Genomic DNA, 18218 nt, shown 5'->3' on the forward strand with positions numbered 1-18218 from the left:
ATCAGCCTGCTGCCGTCCCTACCAGCCTTGTCAAATCCAACAGAACTAATAAACGACCATCCACACGTCCAACGCCTTTATGAAACTCCGAGGCCCCTTGTTTCCCATTCGGTGGGGATTCAATAAGGTTAGAAGGGATTCGCAGCACCTCGGACACGGAATCCACTACTAAGCCCAAGATCACACGATTCACATCGACCACCACGATACGAGTCTCCTTGGTGCGCTCCGCCTCCGAAAGCCCAAAGCGGAGTCGCATATCAATTATCGGAATGACTTTGCCACGAAGGTTGACCACACCTTCAACATAGTAGGGCGCCTTGGGAACGGGCGTAATTTCCACCATCCTGATAATTTCCTGGACCTCCAGAATATCTACGGCAAATTCCTCCGATCCTATATGAAAGCTGACGACCTGAAATACTTCACCGGAATAGGCTGAAGTATCTTCTGCCACTTTCGCTTCTTGGGCTGTCTGAATCATTGCGCCATCCTCCTACAATCACCCCCTATGAGGACAAGGCAGGATTATCTCCTCGCCTACCACACCCTTTCCTCATAAGTCCTCTACGATGCATGCTAAGAATGAGAGGTTGTGAGACCCACCAACACAGTATCGGCCGAGTCATGCCTTGACTGATGTTTCACCCATAACTGAATTTCCGTTGAGATCTTCTGCAGTGATACCACTTTATCAACAATTCCATGATCAGCTACCGCTTTGGGCATACCATATACAATACTACTCGCTTCATCTTGCGCCAAAACTGATCCTCCAGCCCTCTTGATTGCACGAGCCCCCTCAAGACCATCTTGGCCCATTCCGGTCATAACTAATCCAACCACCTTCTGGCCATACAGCTTCGCGGCAGACTCCATCAACAAATCCACCGAGGGACGATAGGGCAAGTGTTTCGGGTGATCACTCACATGAGTCATCACGACATGTCCCCTTCTCTCGAGAGTTAAATGTTGTCCCCCTGGTGCAATAAGGACCCGGCCAGGCTTGAGGTGATCACCTTCCTGAGCTTCTGCCACTTCTAATGCACACAACTGGTCCAGACGTTCGGCAAAGGGTTTCGTAAAAAACTTTGGCATATGCTGAGCCACGACAATAGGGTACGGGAATGTACTGGGTAAGAGGGTCAAGACAACTTGAAGGGCTTGAGGACCGCCGGTTGAACAGCCAATAATCAGAACCCCTGGATCACCAGGTAGGTTCACCTGCATCCCACCATCCGAGTCAGGATTCCCCGTGTTCGCATTTTTTGAAGAAAATGGAAACGGAGGAGTCGCTTTTCGAAGCGCCCTTGGAACGACCGGTTGCCTGCTCCCCGATTGAATTTTGCTTCTGGCCGTTGCTGCGGCCCGAACCTTTTCTTGCAACGGCACACGAATTTCAGAAATTTTTAAGGACGACCCACCCAAATGTTTGAAAATAAAATCTACAGCGCCCAATTCCAGGGCGCGAATCGTCACGGCAGCGCCTCCTTCAGTTAAGGAACTCACAATCACCACCGGAAGGGGATGATGGGCCATGACCTGTTCCAAGACGGCCAACCCATCCATACCAGGCATATCGATATCTAGTGTCATCACGTCAATATCCATGGCTGCCACTTTGCGCAAGGCATCCTCTCCGTTTATAGCCGTTCCCGCGATAACAAAATCCGAGGACTCGCACAGCATATTAGAAATCGCCTTACGCATAAATGCGGAATCATCCACTACCAGGACACGGATGGGCAGTTGAGATTTCAAGAGGTGATCATGTTGCATCAAAACCCTACCTCATGGGCAAACAAAATAGATTCAGACCTGCCGAGTATGCTTATTCTCACACTCGAAAGTTTCCGACAATTGCCTGCAATTCAGTTGCAAGCATACTCAGGTCGTGACTCGCTTTGGCAGATTCTGCAGATCCACTCGAAGAATCACGGGTCACCTGAGCCACCGTTTCCAGGTCACTGGCAATTTGCCTGGTCACCGTGGATTGTTCTTCTGCAGCTCCGGCGATTTGTTGAATCATGGAAGCCGTGCTTTGTACCATATCTTGTATCCGGCTCAATGCGTCCCCTGTTTTATTCGCCAATTCCACACCACTTGTCACCTTTCCTGTACCCTCCTCCATGGAAGCTACGGCACTTTTGGTGTCCTTCTGAATTTGGCGAATCATATCGCCAATTTCTTTGGTGGCCTTGGTCGTTCGTTCTGCAAGTTTTCGGACTTCATCCGCGACCACCGCAAACCCGCGACCTTGTTCACCGGCCCGAGCAGCTTCAATGGCGGCATTCAATGCTAACAAATTGGTTTGGTCGGCAATGTCTTCAATCACCCGAACGATCTCTCCAATTTGATCGGAGGAACTCCCCAAGGCGGATATAATCGTTGCTGATTGTCCTACCGCATCTGATAATTGCCGCATGCCCGCGACGGTTTCATTCACAACCGAATGGCCACTTTGCGCGGTTTGAGTCGTCTCTTGAGCAATCGCGGCCGCTTCCTGAGAATGACGCGCCACTTCACTCGCAGTCATGGTCATCTCCTCAACCGCAGAGGCTGATTGCGTCACTCGTTGTGTTTGAGTATCCGCCCCCTTGGCCATTTCATCCGCAGTTGCGGACAATTGTGCCGAGGCAGAAGCGACGCGATCCGTCACCTCACCAACTCGTCGAATCGATCTTTGCAGTTTTTCGATAAACCGGTTGAAGTTGTCAGCCAACTCACCAAGCTCATCTCTTCCGGCAACGGGAACACGTTGGGTCAGGTCACCTTCACCCGCTGCAATATCCTTCGTAATATTACGGAGTTGCCCAAGCGGAGCTATGATAAATTTATGCAGAAGGAGATAGACCATGACTAAACTGGTCACAATAATTCCGACTAACAGGCCACCTGTTCGCTGCAAAGAACCGAGCATGGCCGCATTTACATCGGCCATGGGAATAGAAACGGATAACACGCCTAGGGTATCCCCAACGCTGGTGCCAGCATGACAACCAGTGCAAGCTTCAACCGTGGCTTTATCCGCGCTCGCGCGCCGAAACACCATAGAACCCCCAGACCCTTCCACTACGGAATAACTATCTTTTCCTTCTGCGATTGCCGCTAATGCCTGGGTTTCAAAACTATCCTTGGGCTTGTTCGCGGGATTCAACGGGGTTTTACTGACCAACCTGGATTGAAAAATATTCCGTTCACCAAGGGCTTCTCCAATTTCCCGAGTCGCTGTCGCTGGGAACGGAATCGCATTGGGATTATTAGCATGATCCCTCGCGACCTCAATGGACGAACCTGCTGAAGAGTTTTTCATTTTGCCGACATAATTTTTTGCGATATAGCTTCGCGTTACCTCGACTTGGGCTTGAATAACTTTCCCGCGTTCTTCAAGCTGTCGAAGCATGTTGGCTTCCTCTTGACTGTATAAGAAATACAATCCCACCAGACTCAGCACCGCCGCGATGGCTCCTAAACAGGCCACCATTTTTGTTCCAATCTTCATGTCGGCTAACATCGAGCTGCCCCTCCTTTTCCTGCTACCTCATTGGCCTATGCAACCCTAGCTTCTGGCCCCTTGGTAGACGATCAATCTTTCTGTCTTGAAGAAACCACAAACCGTGAAGCGTAATTTCTTTGTGTATTCCCTATTGATTTCAAGCCTTATGCAAGTTGAAATTGTTTGAGATTTGATTGTAATTTCGCTGCCATTTCAGACAAGTCGCTCGTCGCCGTCACGACTTGATCCACACTGTTTTCATTTTGCTGACTGAGTCCGGCCACAGTTTGAATTCCGCCAGCAATTTGCTCGGTGGCCTGGGTTTGTTCATCAATCGATCCAGCCAGTTGTTGGACCATAGTCGTCACTTTTTGCACTCCATCCACGATTTCGTTTAATCGCAAACCCGCTTCATTCACTAAATCCATGCCCGATTGAACTTCTGCTGTTCCGGATTCCATGGAAGCGACAGCCTCTTGGGTCCCGACTTGAACGGTTTCAATCACGCCGGCGATTTCCTTCGTGGCTTTTCCTGTTCGTTCTGCAAGTTTCCGAACTTCGTCCGCCACCACCGCAAACCCACGACCCTGCTCTCCTGCGCGAGCCGCCTCAATCGCCGCATTCAAAGCCAACAAATTCGTCTGATCGGCAATATCCTCGATCACCCGGATGATCTCGCCAATTTCTTGGGAACGTTGCCCTAATACTTGAATGCGCTCTGACGATACTTGCATGGTACCGGCTACTGCTTCCATGCCACGGATAGAATTAGCCACTACCTCACCACCCTTCATCGCGGTTCCGCTTAACTCTTTGGCGGTCTGAGCCATGACTTGGGCATTTCGTGTCATTTCATTGGCGGTCGCAGACATTTCCTCCACGGCAGAGGCAACTTGGGTGGATTGACTCGCCTGGTCGCGACTGGCTTGAGAGACTTGCGTTCCATTAACGGATAATTCCTCTGCTGCCGCGGCCACAGTATGTGCAACCTGAGCGGTTTGCCCAATCATGGCATTGAGACTTTCCAAAAAGGCATTAAAGGCCTGCCCCATTTGGCCTAACTCGTCGGCACTGGTGACAGGGACTCGTCCTCGCAAATCACCCTTTGAGGCCTGCTCGGCCACGGCAATCACGGGTTTTAATTGACCAATAACCGCTCGACCAATGAACAGGCCAGCAGGAATAATGAGCGCTAAACATGCCAGCACCGCGAGCCAAATATCTCGTTGAATGGAAAAGGCCTCAGCGGCGGCTTCAGCGGAAGGCACTCGCACCAACACCGCCCAATTCATCCCTGGGAATCCCATGGCCCCCTTGAGATGGGTGAACCCGCCAACTTGCATAATTTGCTTTCTGTCATGAAGCGATTGCATGAACCCACTTTTTCCCTGGATCGCCTCTTGAGCCATGGCCACGCCTTTGTCCGCCAGATTTAATTTCAAAATGACATTTTCGAGATCAAAGCTTATCTTTTCTGATCCTTGTGTCTGCGGATCAAAATCCAAAATGACCCGTCCCTTGGAATCGAGAAGCGTCAATTCAGCCCCCTGCATTCCGGCACGCTTTAACTCTGGATAAGTTTGCTCAAAAATATCAGCCACCAATCGAAACTTCGCTCGATTGGTCCAATAGCCAATGACATCTTCACCTTGATACACCGGAGCTGAAAAGCCAATTGTTAAGCCACCATCCTCTGGAAAAATGGCTTTCACATCTTGGTCCACATGGATATCTTCGATAAACGTACCAGTGGAAACATCATTACCCGGAGCCGTAAACGGCATGCTGGTGGTGAATTGCTCATTTTGCAGCGCTTGAAACCAGGGCGTGTCGGCATAGTTTTTGGTGTATAGGGATTCAGTAGGAATCGGGTTGCCCTGTGCATCGCGACTATTGACCGCAATGACATCCCCTTGTAGATCCACGAACATGGATAGGTAATACATCCCATAACTTTTCACATACGCATTCATGGTCCTGACAATGGAATTTTCGGCTTCATCAGGGTTATACCAGGCATACCGTTCTTGCAAAATTTGATTGCTGGCAAAGGCCTGCACGTCCCCATATCGCTCGAACAAGTTTCGATCGATTTTGTCGGCAATATTTTCGCTCACCAGCTGAAAGCGTTGGCCGGCGCCTTTCTCAATATCCGCAGTGGCACTGAATCCAATATAGGCCACGACCGCCATCGGAATCACACCAAAGACCAATAACAACGCGACCAGTTTAGAAGTCAACCCGAGTTTTCCTAGAAATTTTTGTTTCTGTGGCATAACTGCCTCCTTGGCATCGAACCCCGGGTAGAGTGAGCATCCCCTCCGCTCGTTGGTTCACAAAATCGAACTATGTAGACCTCTGCTACACGTCTGAATGTATTTTCGTTTTTTCCTTACTTTCGCCCGTTGCACACCAATATCAGAGTTTAGAATTTGCGGCATCCTCTGCCGGTTCAAAAATTCTTTGAATCACTTTGCGTAAATGCTGGGCATCGAATTTGGTGACATAATCGGTCACCCCAACGACTTTTCCCTTTTCCACATTGCACGTACCAGACAAGGAAGAATGCATGAGAATCGGAATGTTCCCAAAACGCCCATCGCTCCGCACATGCTTGGTAAACGTAAACCCATCCATTTCAGGCATTTCGATATCAGTTAGAACCAATTGCATAATGTCCTGAAAATCCTTACCCAGAAGTTCCGCGCGCTCGGCATGCATTTTCATCCGCTCCCAAGCTTCTTTGCCCGTACTGACTTCCTCATAGGTCATACCCAAACGATCAAGAGCTTTCACCAGTTGTTTGCGGGCCACCAGCGAATCATCCGCCACCAGAACATGCTTGCCTTTGGTCGCAGGGGTCGCTTCAATCCCAGCGTAGGTTTCATCATCTGATCGTGGGGAAATTTCCGCCAACACTTTTTCGACATCCAGAATGAGCACCATTCGGTCATCATCCAGCTTGGTCACTGCGGTCACGGCACCTTGTCGGCTCGTCCGGATCATGGGTGGAGGCACATTTACACGATCCCACGACATCCGGATAATGCGATCAACGGAGGCCACGAGAAACCCCTGCTTGTTGTCGTTGTATTCGGTAATGATGAGCTTGGCTCCCTCTTTATCCAGGGGTCCCAGTCCGATGGATTGGCGAAGGTCCACCAGGGGAATATTCTCTCCGCGGAGGTTGACCACTCCCAGTATCCGTGAATCCGAGTCTGGAATTTTCGTAATCGCCGGAATTTTCATGACTTCTCGAATCTTGAAGACATTGATGCCGTAGATCTCCTCCGTCCCCAAGGAAAACATCAACAGTTCCATTTTATTCGCACCGGCCAGTCGCGTACGTTGATCAATTTCAGCCATCAGATTCGACATGTCTTTTTCCTCCAGGATTTCTCGTGACTCCAAAACACGAGACCTCCATACCCACTGTTTTTCCCTACGTCGTTCACGGGTTCAGATCGAGGTTACCCAACCATCGCCAGCCCTGAACCACCAAGAGTACCGACTTTTTGCACCATATCTGCCATATCCAATATCAGCACGACCTTGCCATCCCCGGTAATCGTGGCCCCGGCTACTCCTGCGACTTCGGAAAGATATTCCCCGAGCGACTTAATGACGACTTCCTCCTGGGCACGCAACCGATCAACGACAATTCCCAATCGGCGTTCGCCTACCGCCACCACCACGACATAAGACTCTTCCGCCTCATCCATTGAGGGAATTCCAAATTCATCGGCAAGGCGAACTAAGGGCAATATCCGTTCTCGTAAGTTGAGAACCGATCGACCATTGATCGTCTTGAAATCCTCTTTGGTTACTTTGACGGCCTCAACTACGGAGGCTAAGGGGATTGCGAACGTGGAACATTCCACCTCAACCAGCAATGCTTGGATAATCGCTACAGTCAATGGCAATTTTATGGTTACTAAACATCCATGCCCAGGCTCGGAGTTCAACTCAATGCTGCCGTTCATGCGACTGATATTCGTGCGAACCACATCCATGCCAACGCCTCGCCCGGACACATCACTCACCACGTCGGCAGTGCTGAATCCTGGCAAAAAGATCAAGTTCATCGCATCACGTTTATCCATTCCGGCCAAATCACTTTCTGTCACCAGGCCTTTGGACAATGCTTTTTCTTTGATCTTTTCGACCTGGAGACCGCGGCCATCATCTTCGATGCGAATGACGATACTGTTGCCTTCTTGCGAAGCGGACAATCGAACATTGCCTTCCGGATGTTTGCCAGCGGCTTTTCGTTCACTCCCCAACTCGATCGCATGATCGATGGAATTCCTCACCAAATGCACAAGGGGATCACCCAATTCATCCGCCACGGATTTATCAACCTCCGTGTCTTCCCCTGCCATTTCGAGATGCACGGTTTTCCCTAATTTGTGGGCAAGATCGCGAACCAATCGTGGAAATTTGGCAAACACTTTTCGAATAGGCACCATGCGGGTTTTCATGACGGCAAGCTGAAGATCGCTAGCCACCAAGTTAATCTGAGCTAGAGTAACTCCTAATTCTCGAACCAGAGTGTCATTCTCGTAACGTTCTTCCAACCCTCCTCCAAGTTTCATGAGCCGATTCCGCCCAAGTACCAATTCGCCGACCAAGTTCATGACATGATCCAAACGACGGGTTTCCACACGAACACTCTGATCCTCTTCACGAGTGGAAGGCTTGGGTTGTGTTTTTCCCGCATGTTCCATGGTTCGGGTGGTGGCCTCTGACATTTTTGCCAACATCTCCGATAAAGCTGGCGCAGCAGGAGGAGTTGCTGGTGGAACTTCGGATGGATTGGACGACTGCGAGGCAGCAAACTCAACCGCATGGGGAATTGCTGGCGGTTTGGGTATCGATGAGCTTTCCTTATTTTCCTTTGGAGCCTGAACAACCGGAGGTTCAGGATCTGAGGTCGCTGAAGGTGTTGCTTCCAAAACATCGGATTCTTCAGCAATTGGCTCTTCGGCAGTTGAGGCACTTGGGGCTTCAGGCACCGAAGAAGCTGACGAGGCTCCAATGTCCGCGGCACTGTCCATCGTCAGGGTCAACTTTGTCACAATTAAATCGGTATCGACATGGGTGTCTTCCCCCGTACTGCGGATGTCTTCTTGAAGCAACTTAATGATATCGACTGTTTCGAGAATAATATCCACTACGTGGCTGGTTGCAGCCATTTCCCCGTTGCGGAGTTTATTCATCAGACTTTCCGCGTTATGAGCCACCTCCACTAAATGCGAAAAACCAAGGAATCCTGCCCCCCCCTTCATGCTGTGCATGGCGCGGAAGATTTCGTTCAATAATTCCACATTTCCAGGATCTGATTCCAAGGTCACAAAATGCTGGTCAAGCGACTCCAGCATTTCCGCACTTTCGGCGAGGAAGTCACCTAAGATTTCTTTCATTTCTTCATTCATAGAAGACCCCGTTTATTCAATCAGATATGCATTACCGACTGCCGCTGTTTCCATTTGTCCAACAAGGTTCTCTTGGACCAACTCTTCCTTTTCACAACCATGGTGCACGGTTAGTTAAAACCAAATTCGCCAAGGATGTCGTCCACCAAATTTTGTTCCAACGCCGTTTTGTTCGAAGCTTCTAATTGTTTAAGCATTTCATGGCCTCGACCGTCTTGCTTCGATTTTATTTCATCCTGCTTCAATCCAAATACCACCACCAGCTTCAGCAGCTTGTGTTGAATGTCTTCCAAGATCGTCACCAATTTCTTCACTCGCTGGGCCACTAAGTCTTGGAACGACAAGGCGACGGTGATTTCCATAAGCTGGGCTTCATCCTGCCCCAACCTCTGGATCACGGAGGCAATCCGCTCTCGAGCCGGCCCCTGGTCTTCTGCACCCGCCAAAAGCGTTTGCGTCTCTTCCAAAGACTTCATGACCGTGGCGCGACTGTCCAAAATCTTTTCCGTCAAACTCATGACTTTATGGGTGCCCTCTTCAGTCATGGTCGCCAGTTCTTGTAAAAAATTATTGGCATCTGGTAGCGTGCTGGCCGTCGACGCCACTGGTGATTCCATATCACGAATCGCCCGTGTAGTTGCTTCCACAAATTTCGCCAACTCCCCGAGTTCTTCATAGATCGTCCGATCTTCAGCCGATTCCAAAGGCGTAGGATCTTCCTTCTCTTCCGTCTCAAAACTGCGGTCCATCAACATGAGCATCTCCCTTGGTCGTAAGTTTTCCAGTCAGGATATCTATGTGTGAACTAGGCGTTAACCGTCTTTTTGGCAAATATTTTTTGCAATTTTTCCAGCAACGCATCCGGGGTAAAGGGTTTCACTACATAGTTGCTCACTCCAGCTTGAACGGCTTCAATGATATTTTCTTTTTGGGCTTCCGCCGTCACCATCAACACCGGAACGCTTTTGAGTTCGGGGTCGGCCCGGATGGCACGAAGCATGTCAATCCCCATCATGACGGGCATATTCCAATCAGACACTACAAGGCCAAACCCGCCGGCCCTCAGTTTCTTCAACCCCTCTTCTCCATTTTCCGCTTCCTCAATATTCGAATACCCAATCTGCTTCAGCACATTTTTGACGATTCGCCGCATCGTGGACATATCATCAACCACTAAAACCTTGATGGAAAAATCTAAATCTGACATGTGTCTTCCTCCCGTAAATCGTTATCAAACTCTTGTTAGGCGATGGGCATCGGATTCGTTTGGCTTGATGATGACACGACTCGGATCAATTCCTTGAGCAGCAACTCTTGAGAAATCGGTTTGGTTAAAAACACCGAAACTCCAGCTTCCAACCCACTCTTCCGTTCACGTTCTTCACCCTGTGTGGTCAACATAAGTATGGGAAGATCCCGATACACCGGGTGCTCCTTCAGGGATTGGGTTAACTCAATTCCATCCATTTGCGGCATATTCAAGTCCGTAATTACGGCGGCACAGGATTCCCGTCCTAATTGCTCTAGGGCTTCTAACCCATTTTCCGCCATCAACACTTCATACCCAGCTTCTCGAAGGTACATGGAAAGCAGCCGACGGGTCATTCGGCAGTCATCCACCACCAAAATTACTGATCCCAGTTTGCCTTCATCCATTATCGGGTTCCTCGGGGTTCACTCTTTAGTGTTTTGGTATCTATTTTCATTTCGGGGCTAGAAACCTTCCCAGAAATAGAGTTTCCGGTTCCTACCGGAACCAACCGAGAAGGTTTGTCAGGTGTTTGCCCACTGTGAGCCTCCCCATCCTTCCACACCTGAATGCCTGTGGGCCTCGAGCTCGTGTCTATAGAAGGAGTCGTGGGAATCGCCACAGGTGTACCAGCCTTGCGGTACATCACAGTTTTATTCCAAGGAATGGGATGAAATAATCGGTTCACACCACTCAGAGACTCGGAGAATCCAATCATCAAAACGCCGGATGCCTGAAGTGAGTCATAAAAATTCGTAATAATTTTTCGTCGGGCTTCCTGATCAAAATAAATCAGCACGTTTCGACAAAAGATGACGTCAATGTCTCGAAACGATCGCATCCGCAGGGAGTCAAACAAATTCAGGCTGGAAAATGTGACAAATTTACGAAGGGCTGGCCCCACGGTGTACACGCCATCCGAGAACGTAAAATATTTCTGCAACAATGGAGGGGTAATATTACGCACCGAATACGGACCGTACACGCCAAGACGAGCCGCCTCTAGAATTTTCTCACTCAAATCCGTCGCGACAATTTGAACATCCCAATTGGCCAACGCTGGAAATTCTTCCATGATGATCATAGCCAAGGTGTATGGTTCTTCCCCTGAAGAACATCCAGCGCTCCAAATGCGAAGCTTGCGCACTTTATCCCGTGCAGTGGTGACCTGCGGTACAATCACCTGTTGAAAACAATCCAACTGCGCCTTATCTCGAAAAAAGAAGGTTTCGTTCGTGGTCACACAATTGAACAATTCTACAATTTCCTTTTCACGCTGTGGGTCAAATCGCAAAAATTTGTAGTACTCCTCAAAATTTTGACAATGAACAGCCAGGAGTCTCGATTGCAATCGAGATTCTAAAAGATATTTTTTAGAGTCTGGAAATTCTAGCCCACTCTTTTGGTAGATGAACTCCCGTAAAGTCTGGAATGTTTCGGAGGATAGCGAAGAGGTCATAGGACCACTCCCTCGCTCGCTTGAGGCTCATGAAGTTGAGCAAGGGCATGATTCACCACGCGTTGTAGTTCTGGCTCTTCGACAAACTGAAGTCGAGACAAGGGTTCTATGGCTGACCGATCCTTCAATGTGCCCAATGCTTCGGCTACCGCCAATTTCAAAAGCGGCGGGGCTTCCTCTAATAACTCGATGAAGAACGGCACGATCGAAGAGTCTTGAATGGCCGCTAGTTGTTCCACCGCCCTTGACCGGACCCACACATCTGGATCTTCCGCAGCTACCTTCCGCAAAATTGACAGCGTGCGAGGTCCAGAGTAACGCCCTAAGGCTTGCACCGCAGACTGACGTATGTGGGGATGCACATCGGTGGATGAAGTGACAAGAATCTCAAAGATTGATTCGTCCTGCACTGTACTCAGCCGATCCACGATTTGAAGTCGCACACGCCATTCAGAATCACCGAGGTGCCTTATCAACAGCGCCAGATCAGGCTGGTCTAAGGGTGTACTCCAATTCGCCACGACGGCTTCACGAACTTCTACCCGAGGATGCCCCAGCAACCTTTCCAGCGTTTGTAACGAATGAGGCCCTGAAAGAGCCACCATGGCCCGCACTTGCTCTTGCACGACGTCAGGGTATGGTTCGACTTCAATCTGCGCTTCCAAAACCGCACCGGCTTTTTGAATACCGTGCATTCCCACAAGACGAGCCGCTTCAGCTCTGATGTAGCCACTTTGATCTTGGAGCGCCATCATGACCGAGGATTCAACTCCTTGGATACCAATGCGTTCCAGAGCCACTAATGCGGCACGACGAACCTCACGATTCTCTGATCGCACAACCAACTCCCCAAGGGCCGGTACCGCCAAAGACGCGCATCGGCCGGATAGGGCCTGGATGCAAAACAATGCGATCCTCTCATCTTGATTTTTTGCGGATTCGATTAATTGGGATTCCTCTCCAATTTCCGTCAAAGCATCTAGGACCGCAGCGTGAATCTTGTCCTCCATAAATTGCTGGCACGTTAAAAACTGAAGCAGCGCAACTGTGGCACGAGAGTTTCCCAACAATCGCAACCCTTGAAGCGCCGCAAGCTGAACTTCCGATTCTCGGGATTTCAATGCTCCTACCAATTCCGCAAATAAAAATTCCTGAAGTTCTTCTTGACGAAACACCCAAGAATCTTCTCCCACCAACTTCACAATCGTCACGAACAGAAGGTGACGTAACGGTAGCCGAGCCATTGGCAAGATCTCTAATAAGTCGGGAAGGCATTCGGGATTGCCAATTTTTCCAAGCGCCTCGACCACGGCGTCTTGAAGAGCCGAAACGTCGGAAGTTAGTAGGTCCAAAAGGGCAGGTAATGCCTGATCATCACCCAAATTTCCAAGCGCATTGATCGCACTGAACACCACCCATTCCTCAGGATCTTGCAGGAGGGCAATCAACGGGACAGCGGCTCGAGAATCCCCAAGATTCCCCAAGGACTCCGCTGCGGCTGAACGCACGTTGGGGCAAGAATCATTCAATAACCCCAACAGCCCATCCACGGCTCGAGGCCCACGAATATGTCCCAGGATATCTGCGATAATTTTTCGTATGTGTGGATCAGAATCTGCGGCCGCATGAAGAATCGGAACAACCGCTGGGGCGGCCAGCTGCTGTAAGACTTCTATGGCCAGACTTCGGAGATGAACCGCGGCATGTAGTAGAGGTAGCACATGGATCACAACCCTTTCCGGCTTGAAATCCATTAACGAATGAATGGCCGCATCCTGCACGGCCACATGAGCGTCACTTAATGCGGCGACAAGGATTTCAATCGTCCCGTCCTGTGCCCCGGGCAACTGAGCATCCTGCTTCAGTTCCTCAATTGCAGTACGACGTACCGCAAAGTCCGGGTTTTGGAGAAGCGTCCTTGCCACACCATTCGTCATGAAAACCACTCATTGGATTGGCGTCTCTGAAGATGTGACTATCCACACAGGACAACTTGTTAATACCTCTCCATTTGAGAAGCCCAACATCCTATATGGCTCACTCATCCCCACCATGTATGTAGACCTAATTCCACGTTTGCTTGAAACGCGAACCAAATACGTACATCCACATGCGTGTTGAAGGAACGCCGAGGGCTACGTAACAAAAATTAAGATTGTTTTGCCGATGTCGCGGCAGCCGAAACTTCGTCAATCCCAGCGCTTTGCACCCACGACTCAATTTCTTCGCGCACGAACCGCCAATGCTTCCCGACTTTGTGACCAGGAAGACGCCGTTCGCGTGCCAATTTGTAAATCGTAGACTTCGGCACTTTGAGAAACGACGAGACTTCACTCAATGTGAGTAGATCTCTCATGTTTTTACCTCATTAAAACTGTTTCTAGTTGATTGGGTTATCGGAGTAGGAATCGACAAACTTAAGGAAGATTTTCCTCAAATAGGCAAATTTGTTCTCAGGTCATTTTTTTCTGATATGAACGTTTGGAATTCTCGCTAACTTAGCCCTGAGGAGCTTAGCTATTCACCATCATTGCGGAGATGGAGAATTGGAAGAACCGTCCCCCAAAGCTCCATATTGCACGGTAAGCATCACCTCATTGCCACAACCAAAATATTGGATTTGAGGAATCATCGTTTTCACCAAAAAAATTCCTCGCCCTGATCCTGCTAAGGCGGGAATGGAATCGACATGGCCATGGAGAAGAGGTTCCCAATCAAACCCTTCACCTTCGTCCTGAATGCGACAATGAAAAACATGCTTGGCTGGATCATTTTCCATCCACACCTTCACCCGACGATTGGCATAGAGTGGAAGTTTCCGACGTGCCTCCAATAATGCGTCATAGGTATCCTCCATCAAGGCCGTACGCTTCTCCTCCGCCGTAATCCCTAAATTTCCATGCTCAACGGCATTGATCAATAACTCTTGCAAACCCATTCGGACATGCAATTGACCACCTTCGGACAACCAGACATCCACAGGTCGAAGCATGGTCGTCAGAATTCCACCTAAACTATCAAGGTTATTTTCGATTTCGAATGACCACGTCACCTTCTTGAGGGACTGTAATGCCTGGGTTTCTGTGGATCTTGCACGAATGAGTGAAAGAGACCGTTGAACGGTGTTCTTTAATTCCGAAATTTGAAACGGTTTATGCAAATAATCACTGGCTCCAGCTTTTAACGCGGCGACCGCTGTAGCCTCATCTCCATATCCCGTCACCATGATCACCGGACAATCAGGACAGCGGGCTTTGACTTGATGAGTTAACGACAACCCATCCATGTTCGGCATTCGAACATCGGTGATCACGAGACTCGGGTTCTGTTGTTCAAACACTAACAGAGCCTCATTGCCATCGGAAGCCACACACACCTCTAATCCCAATAGGATGATGGTTTCTCTTAAACAATCCAAAGTCACCGGATCATCATCCACCACCAGTACTGTCTCAGGATGTTGTGAGGGAAAAGCCATATCGCCTTCAATCTTTTATGGTAATAGGTTGAAAGATTCAGGAGTTTTTCTGGGCACAGAGGTGGTGGAGATACTCCTGAAATTCCCGAAATAGTTGTGTCATCTTTTCGGATAATTGTTGAAAGACAAGTTCCGCCTTGTCCCCTCGTTGTTCAACAGCGAGTCGCTCAAGGTCTGCGGCCAAAACCATCAGGGAATCGACGCGAAATGCTCCAACCGAACCCTTGAGGGTATGGGCCGAACGTTCAATCGTTATTAAATCTTGATCATCAAGCGCCTGACGAATTTTTGATAACGTCGCCGGCCCGATTTCCAGAAACATTTCAATTAACTCGTGCAACAATACCGGATCACCATCCAGATGAGACAGCGCAATACTGGGGTCCCAAATCGTGGATTCCCCACATGGAGTGACATCGTCAGACGATGGCATTCCTTCACTATTGTCGTCACTCAAGGTGACACATGTCGAATCATGAGTCTCGTCTAATTCTCTGTCCCATGCGGACTCTTGAAGCGGCAACCAAGTGGTCAACATATCGACCACAGCCGACATGCGAAGCGGTTTCACCAAATAATCATCCATCCCAGCCGCCAGACATTTTTCTCGATCTCCTGGCATGGCATTGGCAGTCATGGCAATGATGGGGACGTGATCCCTATGCCGTCGCTCCAAAGTTTTTTTGCCATCATTCTGTTTTTCGGCATCACGGTTGCTCCCCAGTGCTTCATGCTTTCTCATTTCTTGGGTAGCTTGAAGACCATCCATATGGGGCATTTGCCAATCCATGAAGACAAGGTCATACCGTGTCGTCACAAAGGCTTTGTAGGCCTCTCGCCCATTGCTCACCGCATCGACTTCGACCCCCGATTTTTGTAACATCCCTAGGACTACTTTGAGATTAATCGGGTTATCCTCTGCCAATAATATTCGTCCCTGAAATCCCTTGGCGGGAGAAGTAAGCCCCTTGATCACACCCCCCTGAGCTTCTGATTTTTCGGGCACCGCTTCTCGGCGGGATAAGGCACCAGGCTGATTGAGTAACGATTGAAGGCATTTGTATAGCCTGGACCGGCGTAAGGGCTTGGTCAGCCATAAATCTCCACCAACCTCGGAAGCCAACTCGCTACTTCTCCTATTGCCACGAAGAAGAGGAACTAAGGGGACCTTGGCTGTCCCCATCGCATCTTGAAGAGCTTGCAGGATTGATGAAGGGGCGGTTTCCAGCCCCTCACAATCAATGATGGCCATATCGAACACCTGAGGATTGGAAGACAGCCCTTGAAGGGTTTGAATCCCCTGCGAAAGTGAATCTACGCTATGACAAGACACTCCGACTGCTTCCAACGACGCTTCGATGCTCTTCTTCGTAGGGGCATGGGCCTCCAAAAGTAACACTGCCCGGTCTTGCAGCATGGAACGTTCAGTGGCAAACATTGCAACTGCGTGATCCGGGTAAAATTCAAACGGGATGGTGACCCAAAACTCACTCCCTTGCTCTGGGAGAGAAGTGACTCCGATGCCCCCCCCCATCAACTCCGCCAGTTGTTTGGAAATCGCCAACCCCAAGCCTGTCCCCCCATACTTTCGCGTCATCGTGGAATCGGCCTGTGAAAATGCCTGAAATAATCGATGTTGCCCTTCCGGGGTAATGCCAATCCCCGTATCCCGAACGGAAAATTTTAACTCCACGGTCTTCAGGTCTGTGCGACCAACAGCCAACGTATCAGAGTGAGCGTCTCGAGCTTGAGGTTTAATCTCAACAATCACCTCTCCTCGCTCTGTAAATTTTATTGCATTACTAACAAGGTTAGTCAGGATTTGCCGCAATCGCATGGGGTCCCCTCGTAGGCCACCGGGCACATCATGAGAGACCCACCCTGATAAATGGAGCCCCTTATCGTGAGCTCGCAACGCAAGAATGTCTAACACATCCTCCAGCAATTCCTGCAAATCAAAATCGATGACTTCAAATTCGAGCCGACCTGCTTCAATTTTCGAGAAATCCAAAATGTCATTAATAATACTCAAGAGGCCTTCGGCGGATTTTTGTATCGTCTCAGCATCTTCCTGTTGTTCAGCAGACAAGGAACTGTCGGCGAGCAATGCCGTCATGCCAATGATTCCATTCAACGGAGTACGAATTTCATGGCTCATTGTCGCCAGGAACGCGGCTTTCGCCTGAGTCGCAGCTTCTGCCTTCGTTAAGGCTTCATCCAATTCAATATTTTTACGGCCGAGCATTTCGACAAACTGGCCGAGTTCATCAGCCGCGTTCTTCCGCTCAGTCACGTCAATGCCATAACCTCGAACTAACTGTAGTTCTATCAATGGGCAAAAGAGCCACGCATATTGTTTATGCCCCACATCCACCTCAACGTCTTGCTCCGATACTCCTGACTCCAAACATCGCCCAACGATGTTGGACACATCATGAGGCAACGCCGCGGAGAACCCTTCGTCACGAAATCCTGCCTGTTGCATCAACCGGGTCATGGAAGGATTCGCATACAGCATATTGGCTTGGCTATCCAACTCAACAATTGGGAAGGGACTTTCCTCTGGGATCGAGGCCAACCGACGCAGATTTTCCTCCATTTGAATCTGGGTGGCCAAATCTCGAAAACTTAGAACAATCCCTGACGCTCCCTCATCAACCAGAGGCGTACATGTCAATTCAACCACCAGCCATTCTCCATTCCGAGCCTTGAGGCCCGCTCGGGGGAGCCATAAAGGTTTCCCTGTCTGTAAAGCTTGAATAATGGGGCAGACGTCTTCATTTGAGGAAGACTGACTTGATGAACATTGAGTCAATTCATGAAAGGACCGACCCTGGCAGACCGATTCACCCCAACCCAGAAGCCTCACCGCTTCCTGATTTAGGGTTTGGATGATGCCACGCTGATCCACCGTACACACCGCAACCGCTAAGGAATTGAGCACCGCCCGATTGGTCGCATGAAACCAACGTAATTGTTGCTCCAACGACCCCTGCGATCCTATTGGTGATCTATTTTGTGACATGCAAACACCTTTGATCAGCCAGCACGATTACCGCCTCATTGAGCCAAAACTTTTCAGCAGCGCTAGGTTGCTGATT

14 protein-coding genes are annotated in these 18218 nt (G+C 49.5%); all 14 read right to left on the reverse strand.

Features of this window, described 5'->3' with window-relative positions; all coding sequences use genetic code 11:
* Nucleotide 1 precedes the first annotated feature (1 nt).
* Nucleotides 2-484: a chemotaxis protein CheW gene (locus tag PPG34_RS05885; protein ID WP_313832220.1), complete on the reverse strand. Its 483-nt coding sequence runs from the start codon at nt 482-484 to the stop codon at nt 2-4.
* Nucleotides 485-579: 95 nt separating this feature from the next.
* Nucleotides 580-1779, reverse strand: a complete 1200-nt coding sequence (locus tag PPG34_RS05890; protein ID WP_313832221.1) for a protein-glutamate methylesterase/protein-glutamine glutaminase — start codon at nt 1777-1779, stop codon at nt 580-582.
* A gap of 58 nt (nt 1780-1837) precedes the next feature.
* Nucleotides 1838-3514 carry a methyl-accepting chemotaxis protein gene (locus PPG34_RS05895; RefSeq protein WP_313832222.1) on the reverse strand — a complete coding sequence of 559 codons (1677 nt, stop codon included), beginning with the start codon at nt 3512-3514 and terminating at the stop codon, nt 1838-1840.
* Nucleotides 3515-3660: 146 nt separating this feature from the next.
* On the reverse strand, nt 3661-5772 hold the full coding sequence (locus PPG34_RS05900) for a methyl-accepting chemotaxis protein (RefSeq protein ID WP_313832223.1): 2112 nt from the start codon (nt 5770-5772) through the stop codon (nt 3661-3663).
* Between the two features lie 142 nt (nt 5773-5914).
* Complete coding sequence (locus tag PPG34_RS05905) at nt 5915-6874, reverse strand: chemotaxis protein (RefSeq protein WP_313832224.1); 960 nt, start codon at nt 6872-6874, stop codon at nt 5915-5917.
* A 92-nt stretch (nt 6875-6966) separates the two neighbouring features.
* Nucleotides 6967-8931 (reverse strand): chemotaxis protein CheA, encoded by a 1965-nt coding sequence (locus PPG34_RS05910; RefSeq protein ID WP_313832225.1) that lies wholly within the window; start codon nt 8929-8931, stop codon nt 6967-6969.
* A gap of 110 nt (nt 8932-9041) precedes the next feature.
* Complete coding sequence (locus PPG34_RS05915) at nt 9042-9686, reverse strand: protein phosphatase CheZ (protein ID WP_313832226.1); 645 nt, start codon at nt 9684-9686, stop codon at nt 9042-9044.
* Between the two features lie 50 nt (nt 9687-9736).
* Nucleotides 9737-10138, reverse strand: coding sequence for a chemotaxis response regulator CheY (locus PPG34_RS05920; protein ID WP_313832227.1), 402 nt, complete (start codon nt 10136-10138; stop codon nt 9737-9739).
* Between the two features lie 35 nt (nt 10139-10173).
* Nucleotides 10174-10587: a response regulator gene (locus tag PPG34_RS05925; protein WP_313832228.1), complete on the reverse strand. Its 414-nt coding sequence runs from the start codon at nt 10585-10587 to the stop codon at nt 10174-10176.
* Nucleotides 10587-11639, reverse strand: a complete 1053-nt coding sequence (locus tag PPG34_RS05930) for a CheR family methyltransferase (RefSeq protein ID WP_313832229.1) — start codon at nt 11637-11639, stop codon at nt 10587-10589. Before PPG34_RS05930 ends, PPG34_RS05925 begins: the two co-directional genes overlap by 1 nt.
* Nucleotides 11636-13576: a HEAT repeat domain-containing protein gene (locus PPG34_RS05935; RefSeq protein WP_313832230.1), complete on the reverse strand. Its 1941-nt coding sequence runs from the start codon at nt 13574-13576 to the stop codon at nt 11636-11638. The genes PPG34_RS05930 and PPG34_RS05935 overlap by 4 nt, the downstream gene beginning before the upstream one ends.
* Nucleotides 13577-13788: 212 nt before the next feature.
* The gene (locus PPG34_RS05940; RefSeq protein WP_313832231.1) at nt 13789-13995 is read right to left on the reverse strand and encodes a helix-turn-helix domain-containing protein; all 207 of its coding nucleotides are present in this window, start codon (nt 13993-13995) and stop codon (nt 13789-13791) included.
* 171 nt (nt 13996-14166) lie between these two features.
* Nucleotides 14167-15117 (reverse strand): response regulator, encoded by a 951-nt coding sequence (locus PPG34_RS05945; protein WP_313832232.1) that lies wholly within the window; start codon nt 15115-15117, stop codon nt 14167-14169.
* 37 nt (nt 15118-15154) lie between these two features.
* A complete protein-coding gene (locus PPG34_RS05950) occupies nt 15155-18142 on the reverse strand; it encodes a response regulator (RefSeq protein ID WP_313832233.1) in 2988 nt (995 codons plus the stop codon).
* Nucleotides 18143-18218 lie beyond the last annotated feature (76 nt).

The sequence above is a fragment of the Candidatus Nitronereus thalassa genome, assembly GCF_032191465.1.
Taxonomy (GTDB): Bacteria; Nitrospirota; Nitrospiria; order Nitrospirales; family UBA8639; genus Nitronereus; species Nitronereus thalassa.

Bases quoted from the DNA above. Each gene is read 5' to 3' on its own strand.
- PPG34_RS05890 (WP_313832221.1), bottom strand. From the start codon at position 1,779: ATGCAACATGATCACCTCTTGAAATCTCAACTGCCCATCCGTGTCCTG.
- PPG34_RS05945 (WP_313832232.1), bottom strand. From the start codon at position 15,117: ATGGCTTTTCCCTCACAACATCCTGAGACAGTACTGGTGGTGGATGAT.
- PPG34_RS05885 (WP_313832220.1), bottom strand. From the start codon at position 484: ATGATTCAGACAGCCCAAGAAGCGAAAGTGGCAGAAGATACTTCAGCC.
- PPG34_RS05950 (WP_313832233.1), bottom strand. From the start codon at position 18,142: ATGTCACAAAATAGATCACCAATAGGATCGCAGGGGTCGTTGGAGCAA.
- PPG34_RS05925 (WP_313832228.1), bottom strand. From the start codon at position 10,587: ATGGATGAAGGCAAACTGGGATCAGTAATTTTGGTGGTGGATGACTGC.
- PPG34_RS05900 (WP_313832223.1), bottom strand. From the start codon at position 5,772: ATGCCACAGAAACAAAAATTTCTAGGAAAACTCGGGTTGACTTCTAAA.
- PPG34_RS05920 (WP_313832227.1), bottom strand. From the start codon at position 10,138: ATGTCAGATTTAGATTTTTCCATCAAGGTTTTAGTGGTTGATGATATG.
- PPG34_RS05910 (WP_313832225.1), bottom strand. From the start codon at position 8,931: ATGAATGAAGAAATGAAAGAAATCTTAGGTGACTTCCTCGCCGAAAGT.
- PPG34_RS05940 (WP_313832231.1), bottom strand. From the start codon at position 13,995: ATGAGAGATCTACTCACATTGAGTGAAGTCTCGTCGTTTCTCAAAGTG.
- PPG34_RS05930 (WP_313832229.1), bottom strand. From the start codon at position 11,639: ATGACCTCTTCGCTATCCTCCGAAACATTCCAGACTTTACGGGAGTTC.
- PPG34_RS05895 (WP_313832222.1), bottom strand. From the start codon at position 3,514: ATGTTAGCCGACATGAAGATTGGAACAAAAATGGTGGCCTGTTTAGGA.
- PPG34_RS05905 (WP_313832224.1), bottom strand. From the start codon at position 6,874: ATGTCGAATCTGATGGCTGAAATTGATCAACGTACGCGACTGGCCGGT.
- PPG34_RS05915 (WP_313832226.1), bottom strand. From the start codon at position 9,686: ATGTTGATGGACCGCAGTTTTGAGACGGAAGAGAAGGAAGATCCTACG.
- PPG34_RS05935 (WP_313832230.1), bottom strand. From the start codon at position 13,576: ATGACGAATGGTGTGGCAAGGACGCTTCTCCAAAACCCGGACTTTGCG.